This is a genomic window from Ramlibacter sp. (assembly GCF_013697775.1).
Taxonomy (GTDB): Bacteria; Pseudomonadota; Gammaproteobacteria; order Burkholderiales; family Burkholderiaceae_C; genus Ramlibacter.
This window is the reverse complement of the sequence record NZ_JACCWG010000072.1, coordinates 1-9,956: the sequence shown is the minus strand read 5'-3', so window position 1 is coordinate 9,956 and position 9,956 is coordinate 1. Positions and strand designations below refer to the sequence as shown.

The window sequence follows — 9,956 nt, the reverse complement described above, 5'->3', positions numbered from 1 at the left end:
CGCCCGGGCAGCAACCCCGCTGCGCCATCCGGCCCCGCCGCGGCGCCCTCGCCTTTCGCGATTCCCTGCGCGCGCGTGGGCGAGTCCGCGCAACGCATCGTGTGGAAGCGCGAAGGCGGCGCCACGCTGGACAAGCAGCTGAACGAGGCACACGGCGACACGGAACTGGTCGGCACCATCCAGGCGGTGTATGCGCGCCGCGGCACGGCACCTGAGGTGCGCGCGGCCATCGAGTCCGAATGCGTGGCCGAGCGCACCAAGCAGGCCGAAGCCGCCGAAGCGCTCAAGGCACTGCAAAAGCAGGCGGGCCCGGCGGCGCCCGCGCAGGCTGCTCCGGCTGCGGCCCCAGCGGCACCCGCGGCACCGGCCGCGGCGGTCATCCCCGCAGCGGCGAAACCCAATCCGATGTGCGCCACCTGGCGCCGCGACCTGGCCGACGTCGAGGGGCAGCTGCGCGCCGGCGGCAAGGCCGGCACCATGGAAAACCTGCAGAACCAGCGCCGCGCGGTGGACAAGCAGCTGTCGGACGCGAAGTGCTGAGCTAGCTGACGCGCAGCGCCCACTCCACGTGCTCGCGCACCAGCGCGCTCGGATGGTCCGCGCGCGCCTGCAAGGCGGCGCGCAGCGCCGGATCCTCCTTGCGCCTCAAGGAATTGCCCAGCGCCACCGCGATGTTGCGCAGCCAGCGCTCGTGGCCGATGCGGCGGATCGGGCTGCCTTCGGTGCGCGCCAGGAATTCGGCTTCGCTCCAGCCGAACAGGTCGGCCAGCGTGCCGCCCGTCAACGCCGCGCGCGCATCGAAATCCGGCAGCGTGCTGCGACCCGCGAACTTGTTCCAGGGGCAGGCCAGCTGGCAGTCGTCGCAGCCGTAGATGCGGTTGCCCATGAGGGGGCGCAGCTCGGTGGGGATGGGTCCGGCATGCTCGATGGTCAGGTACGAGATGCAGCGGCGCGCATCCAGCCGGTACGGCGCGACGATGGCCCCGGTCGGGCATACCGTGATGCAGGCGCTGCAGCTGCCGCAATGGCCGCTTGCGCTGTCGGTTGGCGGCAACGCGACATCGACGTAAATTTCTCCAAGAAAAAACATCGAACCGCCCTCGCGGTTGAGCACCAGCGTGTGCTTGCCGCGCCAGCCCTGGCCGCTGCGCGCGGCCAGTTCCACCTCCAGCACCGGCGCCGAATCGGTGAACACGCGGTGGCCGAACGGCCCGATCGCTTCGGCAATGCGCTCGCTCAGGCTCTGCAGGCGAGAGCGCATCACTTTGTGGTAATCGCGGCCCCGGGCATACATCGAAACAATGGCTTCCTGCGGCCGATCGAGCCGGGCGAACTCGATGCCCTGCCAGCCCTCGGGCGTGCCGCGCGGCAGGTAGTCCATGCGCGCCGTGACCACGCTCACCGTGCCCGGCACCAGTTCGGCCGGGCGCGCGCGCTTCATGCCGTGCGCCGCCATGTAGGCCATCTCGCCGTGAAATCCGTTGTGCAGCCACGCCGCGAGACCGGGCTCGGCCGACGACAGGTCGACGCCGGCCACGCCGATTTGCGAGAATCCGAGCGTGCGCGCCCACTCGCGCATGTGCGCAAGCAGCAAAGGACCGTCGATCTGAGCGCCGTCGAACACCATCGCCCCATTGTAGAAACCATGGCCTGGGCCACCGAGGACGACACGCGCCGTTTCGCCGAAGGCCTGGCGTCGCGCACGGCCGTGCGGGACGCCTTCATCGAGCTGCACGGCAACCTGGGCGCGGGCAAGACCACCTTCGTGCGCCACCTGCTGCACGCCTTGGGCGTGCAGGGCCGCATCAAGAGCCCGACCTACGCCGTGGTAGAGCCGCACGAGGCCCCCGGCGTGGCGGCCTGGCACTTCGACTTCTACCGCTTCAACGACCCACGCGAATGGGAAGACGCGGGCTTTCGCGACATCTTCGCGAGTCCCGGCCTGAAGCTGGCCGAATGGCCCGACAACGCGCGCGCCCTGCTGCCCGTGGCCGATCTGGTGATCGCCATCACGCCGCGGACCGACGACGGCCGCGATGTGACCTTGCGCGCGCAGACGCCGCGCGGCGCGGAGCTGCTGCGGTGAAGCGGCGCGACCTCCTCCAGGGAAGTTCGCTGCTGCTGCTTCTGGGCGCGCATCAGATCGCGCGCGGCGCCACCATCCTGGCCGTGCGCCTGTGGCCGGGACCCGACTACACGCGCCTGACCATCGAGTCCGACGGCCTGCTCAGCTCGCACCAGACCATGCTGAGCCTGCCGCCGCGCCTGGCCGTGGACATCGAAGGCATCGAGCTCAGCCCCACGCTGCGCGAGCTGGTGGCCAAGGTGAAGCTGGACGACCCCTTCGTCGGCGGCGTGCGCGCCACGCAGCACGGCCCCGGCGTGGTGCGGGTGGTGGTGGATCTCAAGCAACCCACGCGCCCGCAGCTGTTCACCCTGCCGCCGATCGCCGCCTACCAGCACCGGCTGGTGGTGGACTTCTACCCGACCAAGGCTATCGATCCGCTGGAAGCACTGATCGCCGAGCGCATGAAGGACCGGCCGATGCCCGCGCCGACGCCGGCCACCGACCCGCTGGGTGAATTGATCGCGAAGAACGGCGAGCGCACGGTGCAGTCCGATCCGTCGCCGGTGTCCGGCGGCGAGGCGCACCGGCCCGCGCCCCGGCAGCTGCCGCCGCGCAAGACCGACCGCCTGATCATCGTGGCACTGGACCCGGGCCACGGCGGCGAGGACCCGGGCGCCGTGGGCCCGGCCGGCACGCGCGAGAAGGACGTGGTGCTGCAGGTGGCGCAGCGCCTGCGCGAGCGCATTAACGCCACCAGCGTCAACGGCAGCCCGATGCGCGCCTTCCTCACCCGCGACGCCGATTTCTTCGTGCCGCTGCACGTGCGCGTGCAAAAGGCGCGGCGCGTGCAAGCCGACCTGTTCGTGAGCATCCACGCCGACGCCTTCATGACGCCCGCGGCGCGCGGCGCCAGCGTATTCGCCCTCAGCCAGGGCGGGGCCTCCAGCACCGCCGCGCGCTGGCTGGCCGATAAGGAGAACCAGGCCGACCTGATCGGCGGCGTGAACGTCAAGGCGCAGGACGCGCACGTGGTGCGCGCCATGATCGACATGAGCACCACCGCGCAGATCAACGACAGCCTCAAGCTGGGCGGCGCCATGCTGGGCGAGATCGGCCAGCTTGGCAAGCTGCACAAGGCCCAGGTGGAGCAGGCCGGCTTCGCCGTGCTGAAGGCGCCCGACATTCCCAGCGTGCTGGTGGAAACCGCCTTCATCAGCAACCCCGAGGAAGAGATGCGCCTGCGCAGCGACAGCTACCAGGAACAACTGGCCGATGCCTTGATGCGCGGCATCCAGCGCTACTTCGCCAAAAACCCCCCTCTCGCGCGCAACCGCACGGCCTGAGCGTAGGACTGCGCCTGCAAAGGCGCGCCTGCACGCTGCACTACACGCAGACGACACCTCCCGTCAAGTTGTTCCTACAGCGTGGTTGTTGCTTCGTTTCTACAGTGAAGTCACACAAGCAGCCGCGGCTCCGATGCGGCACCGGAACAACCAACTGAAGGAAATGCTATGAAGACGCGAATCATCGGTGCGGCCCTGGTTGCCGCCTCTATGCTGGGCCTGGGCGGCTGCGCCTCGATGGACCGCACCACGGTGGGAACCGTGGGTGGCGCCGTCGTCGGCGGTGTGGTGGGCGACGCCCTGCTGGGCACGCCGGGCGCCGTGGCCGGCGCGGTGGCTGGCGGCTACCTCGGGAACAAGGCAGCGAAGCGTTAACTTTGTTGCGCACAATCCAGAGGAGGAACGGGGCGGCTTGCTGCCCCGTTTCGCTTTTCAGATCGGATAGATAAGCGAGTTGAGCACCATCTCACTGTCGTACACGCACAGGCGGCTCGCGAACTTCAATCCGTCGGCGGTGCGCACGATGTCGTCGATGTAGCGGCCCACGTTGTAGACCTCGCTCGCGTCGCCGGGTTTGGTGCGGAAGACGGCATAGTGCGTTTGCGTGCGTATACGGCCCTCTTCGCGGGCCAGCACCTGCACCGGGCTCAGCACGTGGCGCGTGTAGTAGGGGCCGTGGTAGATCGTCTGCGTGATGCCGTACACGCGGTCCTTCATCATGCCCTGGCTCTCCAGGTCCATCAGCGCCAGCGGCAGGCCCCGGTCGTGGTTCTCTCTCGCGCGCAATGTGTAGCGGCCCTCGGGCAGGAAGAACAGCGGCCAGTCGTCGAAACGGCGCTCATCCAGCGCGGCGGCATAAGAGGCGTTGAGCTGGTCGATCTGGTGGTGCAGCAACAGGGCTTCGACAAGCTCAGCCCGAACGGATACGGGCTCAGCCCGAACGGCCTGCGTGCTCATACGTCCATCACCTTCTTCCAGTACGCGTACATCCCGCGGATCAGCGTCTCGGTCACCATGTGCTCGGTGCCGCCGGTCTCCGTGCCGCCCAGTTCGCACAGGGTGCTGCCCGATTCGCCCCATTGGCGAAAACCATCCTGGCTGAACTCGATCACCTCGCCGTCGTCGGCGCTGACGAAACCTGCCGGGCCGAACAGGTTGGCCTGGCGCAGGCGGCGCCGCGTCATCTCGGGCGTGTCGTCGGCAAAACCGAAATGCGTCCAGACGAAATCGAACTCGCCCTCGCCGCGCGGCACGATGTGGCGCGTGGACAGCGAGTTCACCTGCTGCTGGACGATGAGGCCCGGAAACAGCGTGAGCATGGTGACGGTCGGCGTGATCTCCGTGCCGGGGTTCGCCGGATCGTCCACCGTCCACCAGGGCTCGGGCACCACGTCCAGCAGGCGCGCGTCGTTGAGCGCCATGCCGGCCTTGAACGAGGTCACGCCCTGCGTCACCGTCTTGTTCTCGCCGCCCTCATTGCGGCGTGACACCATCGCCGCGTGGCGGCCGTGCGCGTCGGTCACCATGCGGCTTTTCTGGTCGGCGCGCCACAGCCCGAAGGTGACGAACCAGGTGTGCAGCAGGCCCGGGTGGTACGGGTCCTTGATGTTCTCCATCATCAGCTTCCAGTTGCCCGGAATGCGCTGGCGGTTGTAGCCCAGCAGGGTGAGCTGGCGGCCCTTGAAGATGCGGTCCAGCCAGGGCATGACCTCGGGGCCGATGTAGTCGGCGAACGGCTCCGCGTCCTCGCTGAAAGTGGCGAACACCAGCCCGTGCAGCACCGCCACGCGCAGCTTCACCAAGCCGTTGGCCTTGAGGTCGAAGCCTTCGGGCATGCCGCCGTTGACGCAGGCCGAACCGTCGGGCCGCTCCTCCTTCACGCCGTCCTTGAACGGCAGGCCGGCCAAGTCGCCGTTGAGCTTGTAGGTCCACTGGTGGTAAGGACAGACGAAGCTGCGCGCATTGCCATGCGGCTGCTGGCAAAAGCGCACGCCGCGGTGCGCGCAGCGGTTCTCCACCACGCGCACACCGGTGTCGGTGCCGCGGTCCTTCGGCGCCACGCGGTCGCGCACGAGGATGACCTGGCGCTCGCCCACCCGGCTGAGCCGGTAGTCACCGACATTCGGGATCTCCGCTTCCAGCCCGACATAGTTCCAGTGCGCGCCGTAGAAGATGCGGTCCAGCTCGCGCCGGTACAGCTGCGCATCGGTGTAGGCCCAGAAGGGAACGCGGCTGGAGCCGGGCGCGCTCCAGCGGTGCACGTCGGGAGCATGGGGCTGCGGGGCATTCATGCCGAAATAATACGCTCACATATCAATTTCGGCCATGCGACCGGCAGTGCCTGTGTATGCGTGATGTCCACGATGGCGGCGCATGCATGGTCGGTCTAGCATGGGCCGATGCGCACTCCCGTTCGCTCCATCGCCCGCCTGGCCGCCGCTGCCTGTGCGGCCTTCACGCTCGCTGCCGCGGCCCATGCCGATCCGGCGCCCTCCCCCTGCCCTGCCGAGGTGCCGGCGTTCGCCGCCTGCTTCACCGGCGAGGATGGCCAGGGCGCCTTCTACTGGATCGCGCTGCCGGCCGGCTGGAACCCCGCCACCGGCGTGCTCGTGATGCATGCGCACGGCGGGCCCGCCGACACCGGGCCGGCCAGGGCCGGGCGCAGCCGCGAGGACCTGGAGCGCTGGGCGGTGACGGTGAAGGCCGGCTATGCCTGGGCCGGATCGACCTACCGGCGCGGCGGCTACGGCGTGACCATGGCGGCCGAAGACACCGAGCGGCTGCGGCGCCTGTTCGTCGCGCGCTTCGGCCAGCCGCGCCGCACGCTGCTGCACGGCCAGAGCTACGGCGGCGGCGTGGCGTCCAAGGCGGCCGAGCTCTACGCCACGGTGGACGGCCGGCGCGGCCCTTATGACGGCGTTCTGCTCACCAGCGGCGTGCTGGGCGGCGGCACGCGTGCCTACGACTTCCGGCTGGACCTGCGCGTGGTCTACCAGGCGGTCTGCAGCAACCACCCGCGCGCGGACGAACCCGCCTATCCGCTGTGGCAGGGCCTGCCCGCCGACAGCAAGCTCACCCGCGACGAACTGGCGCGCCGCGTCGACGAGTGCACCGGCGTGCGCCAGCCGGCAGCGCAGCGCACCGAGCGGCAGAAGGCGAACCTCACCACCATCCTGAATGTGGTGAAGATCCCCGAGAAATCGCTCATCGGCCACCTGAACTGGGCCACCTGGCTGTTGCGCGACGTGACGCAGCTGCGCCTGGGCAAGCGCAATCCGTTCGGCAACATCGGCGCGGTGTACGCCGGGTCTGCCGACGATGCGGCGCTGAACGCCGGCGTGCTGCGCTACGCCGCCGATCCCCAGGCCGTGGCCGACCTCGCGCGCGACAGCAATCCCGCGGGCGCGGTCAACGTGCCGGTGCTGACGCTGCACGCCATCCACGATCCCACCGCCTTCGTCGAACTGGAAAGCCTGTACCGCGACACCCTGGAGCGCGCCGGCACCGGGCCGCTGCTGGTGCAGACCTTCAGCGACGAGTCCGAGCACAGCTTCCTGGCCGCGCCGCAGTACCCGGCGCTGTTCACCGCGCTGCTGGAGTGGATCGACAAGGGCGAGAAGCCGACGCCGGCGAAGGTGGCCGCCTTGTGCAAGGGCTACGAGGCCGGCTACGGCGGCAGCTGCAAACTGGTGCCGGACTACCGGCCCGCGCCGCTGGATGCGCGCGTGACGCCGCGTCCGCGCTGAGAGGAAGCGGTGAAGGCTGTCGTCACCCCACGCGCGCCGCCGGCTTGCGTCGCGCCTTCCACGCCCCTATGAGGATCACCACGCCGGGCAACAGGATCATCGCCCAGATGATCTTGTCCAGGTGCTCCTTGACCCACGGGATGCCGCCGAACAGGTAGCCCGCGGTGATGACGCCGGCCACCCACAGCGCGCCGCCCGTCACGTCGTACATCGTGAACTTGGCGCGCGTCATGTGCGCCACGCCGGCCACGAAGGGCGCGAAGGTGCGCAGGAAGGGCATGAAGCGCGCCGCCACAATGGTGACGCCGCCGTACTTCTCGTAGAAGGCATGCGCCTGCTCGAAGGCGCGCTTGTTGAAAAAGCGCGAGTCCTCCCACTGGAACACGCGCGGGCCGAAATAGCGGCCGATGGCGTAGTTGCTCTGGTTGCCGAGCACGGCGGCCGCCAGCAGCAGCGCGATCGACAACGGATAGCTCATGAGCCCCAGCCCACATAGCGCGCCCACCACGAACAGCAGCGAGTCGCCGGGCAGGAACGGCATCACCACCACGCCGGTCTCGACGAAGATGATGAGGAACAGCAGCGCGTAGACCCAGTTGCCGTAGCTCGCGACGAAGTTCTGCAGGTGCTGGTCGACGTGCAGCACGAAGCCGACCAGGAAGGTGATGAATTCCATGGCAGGGATTATGGGTGCACGCCACCGCCGTACAGCCGCGCCGCATGCACACCCAGCCCCTGCGCCACGCTGGCGTCGCGGTCGCCCTGGATGGCGCGTGCGCGCGGCAGCGCGGCCGCCAGCTGGCGCGCGAGCGGCCGCAGGCCGGTGGAGCCGCCGGTGAGATAGAGCACGTCCACCGCATCGGCCTGCACGCCGGCCTGCGCCAGCGTTTCGCGCAGCGCCTGCACGATGCGGCCCAGGTCGCCCTCCAGCGCCTGCGCCGCCCCGGCGGCGTCCAGCGAGGAGGCGAGCCCGCGTTCCACCGCGTCCAGCGCGATGGCCGTGGCGCCGCCCTCGGCCACCGCGATCTTGGCGGCCTCGGCTTCGGCCAGCAGCGCGTGGCCCAGGTGCTCCTCGACCACCGTCATCAGGCGCTCGTGCTGGCGCGCGTCGCCGTAGAACGCGCGCATGCGGCGCAGCTCGTGCACACGCGGCGCGGTGTACACGGTGTTGATCAGGTGCCAGGTGGCGAGGTCGAAGTACACGCGGTTGGGCACCTCGCGCGGCGCCTCGCCCGGCCGGCTCGGGCCCAGGCCGCGGTAGCCCAGCAGCGGCAGGATCGCGGCCAGCTCCACCTGCCGGTCGAAATCGGTGCCGGCGACGTGCACGCCGTGGTTGGCCAGGATGTCGTCCTTGCGGTCCAGGCGGGTGCGGCGTTTGGGGCCGACCCGCACCAGCGAGAAGTCCGAGGTGCCGCCGCCGATGTCGGCCACCAGCACCAGCTGCTCCGCGGCCACGCCCTGCTCGTAGTCCAGCGCGGCGGCGATCGGTTCGTACTGGAAGCTCAGCTCGCCGAAACCGACGGCCCGCGCCGCCTCTTCCAGCGCGGCCTGCGCCTGCGCGTCGCGCTGCGGGTCGCCGTCGACGAAATACACCGGCCGCCCGAGCACCGCGCGCTGCAGCGCCGCGCCGCAGGCGCGTTCGGCCAGCGCCTTCAGGTGCCGCAGGTAGCTGGCCACCACGTCCAGGTAGCGTACGGCGTGGCCCTCGCCGACTTCGGTGCGCTGCTCGGCCAGGTGGAGCCCAGGATGCTCTTCATCGAGCGCATCAGCCGGCCCTCTTGGCCTTGCACGTAGGCTGCCAGGGCGGCGCGGCCGTACAGGCGCAGCGGTTCCTGATGGGCGGCAAGGCCTTCCACCGCGTAGAACACGGCGGTCGGCATGGTGCGCTGGCCGGCCTCCACGTCCACCAGCGCCATGCGGCCGCCCGGGCCCGGCACCGCAATGGCCGAGTTGGAAGTTCCGAAATCGATGGCGCAAAACGGGGTGGAGGTCATGGGGGCGCGGATTGTACGCAATGCATGGACCGGCCCGAAGCTCCCTAGAATGCGCCGATGAATGCCGTGCTCTCCCCGCCGTCCCGCCGGCCGATCCGCGAACTGCCCGACGCCCTGGTGAGCCAGATCGCCGCCGGCGAGGTGGTGGAACGCCCCGCCTCGGTGGTGCGCGAACTGGTCGACAACGCGCTGGACGCCGGCGCCACCCAGATCGCCGTGCGCCTGGCCGCCGGCGGCGTGCGGCTGGTCTGCGTGGAGGACGACGGCAGCGGCATGGAGCGCGACGACCTGTGGCTCGCGCTCAAGCGCCACGCCACCAGCAAGATCGGCTCGCTGGCCGACCTGGAGACCGTGGCCACCATGGGGTTCCGCGGCGAGGCGCTGGCGGCCATCGCCTCGGTGTCGGAAACCTGCCTGCTGTCGCGCCCCGGCGGCCAGCCCAGCGCCTTTTTGCTCGATGCCACCAGCGGCGAGCTGCGCCCGGCGGCGCGCGGCACCGGCACCACGGTGGAAGTCAAGGAGCTGTTCTTCAGCACGCCGGCGCGCCGCAAATTCCTCAAGAGCGACGCCACCGAGCTCGCGCACTGCCTGGAAGCGGTGCGCCGCCACGCGCTGGCGCGGCCCGACGTCGGCTTTGCCGTGTGGCACGAAGGGCGGCTGCTGGAGCAGTGGCGCCCCGGCACGCGCGAGCAGCGCATCGCCGACGTATTGGGCGAGGATTTCCTGGAGCAGAGCGTGGCGGTGGAGTACGCCGCCGGCCCGCTGCGCGTGCGCGGCCGCGCCGGCCTGCCGGACGCCGCGCGTT

The 9,956-nt window shown here is 70.0% G+C and carries 9 protein-coding genes and 2 pseudogenes; 6 read left to right on the top strand and 5 right to left on the bottom strand.

Going from position 1 to position 9,956, the window contains the following annotated elements:
* Nucleotides 1-540, top strand: a pseudogene (locus H0U68_RS03960) (hypothetical protein); the annotation flags it as partial.
* Between the two features lies 1 nt (nt 541).
* Here H0U68_RS03960 and queG read toward each other — a convergent pair.
* Nucleotides 542-1,579 carry a tRNA epoxyqueuosine(34) reductase QueG gene (queG, locus tag H0U68_RS03955; RefSeq protein WP_296352894.1) on the bottom strand — a complete coding sequence of 346 codons (1,038 nt, stop codon included), beginning with the start codon at nt 1,577-1,579 and terminating at the stop codon, nt 542-544.
* A 66-nt stretch (nt 1,580-1,645) separates the two neighbouring features.
* On the opposite strand from queG, the gene tsaE reads away from it, so the two are divergent.
* The 3 genes from tsaE (at nt 1,646) to H0U68_RS03940 (ending at nt 3,786) form a co-directional block, all read left to right on the top strand.
* Entirely contained in the window at nt 1,646-2,086 is a 441-nt protein-coding gene (tsaE, locus tag H0U68_RS03950) for a tRNA (adenosine(37)-N6)-threonylcarbamoyltransferase complex ATPase subunit type 1 TsaE (RefSeq protein WP_296352892.1), read from the top strand.
* A complete protein-coding gene (locus H0U68_RS03945) occupies nt 2,083-3,411 on the top strand; it encodes an N-acetylmuramoyl-L-alanine amidase (protein WP_296352890.1) in 1,329 nt (442 codons plus the stop codon). The genes tsaE and H0U68_RS03945 overlap by 4 nt, the downstream gene beginning before the upstream one ends.
* Before the next feature lie 168 nt (nt 3,412-3,579).
* Nucleotides 3,580-3,786 (top strand): osmotically inducible lipoprotein OsmB, encoded by a 207-nt coding sequence (locus H0U68_RS03940; protein ID WP_296352888.1) that lies wholly within the window; start codon nt 3,580-3,582, stop codon nt 3,784-3,786.
* Between the two features lie 57 nt (nt 3,787-3,843).
* Here the strand turns inward: H0U68_RS03940 and H0U68_RS03935 are convergent, their stop codons facing one another.
* Entirely contained in the window at nt 3,844-4,368 is a 525-nt protein-coding gene (locus H0U68_RS03935) for an aromatic-ring-hydroxylating dioxygenase subunit beta (RefSeq protein ID WP_296352886.1), read from the bottom strand.
* Nucleotides 4,365-5,702, bottom strand: a complete 1,338-nt coding sequence (locus H0U68_RS03930; protein WP_296352885.1) for an aromatic ring-hydroxylating dioxygenase subunit alpha — start codon at nt 5,700-5,702, stop codon at nt 4,365-4,367. Before H0U68_RS03930 ends, H0U68_RS03935 begins: the two co-directional genes overlap by 4 nt.
* A 108-nt stretch (nt 5,703-5,810) precedes the next feature.
* Between H0U68_RS03930 and H0U68_RS03925 the strand changes: the two genes are divergently transcribed.
* Nucleotides 5,811-7,157, top strand: a complete 1,347-nt coding sequence (locus tag H0U68_RS03925; RefSeq protein ID WP_296352883.1) for a hypothetical protein — start codon at nt 5,811-5,813, stop codon at nt 7,155-7,157.
* Between the two features lie 22 nt (nt 7,158-7,179).
* Here the strand turns inward: H0U68_RS03925 and H0U68_RS03920 are convergent, their stop codons facing one another.
* Together H0U68_RS03920 and H0U68_RS03915 are read right to left on the bottom strand one after the other, a co-directional pair.
* Nucleotides 7,180-7,833, bottom strand: a complete 654-nt coding sequence (locus tag H0U68_RS03920) for a VTT domain-containing protein (RefSeq protein WP_296352880.1) — start codon at nt 7,831-7,833, stop codon at nt 7,180-7,182.
* 8 nt (nt 7,834-7,841) lie between these two features.
* Nucleotides 7,842-9,151 (bottom strand): annotated as a pseudogene (locus H0U68_RS03915) (Hsp70 family protein).
* A 57-nt stretch (nt 9,152-9,208) separates the two neighbouring features.
* On the opposite strand from H0U68_RS03915, the gene mutL reads away from it, so the two are divergent.
* A partial coding sequence (gene mutL, locus H0U68_RS03910; protein ID WP_296352878.1) for a DNA mismatch repair endonuclease MutL occupies nt 9,209-9,956 on the top strand: 748 nt, incomplete at its 3' end.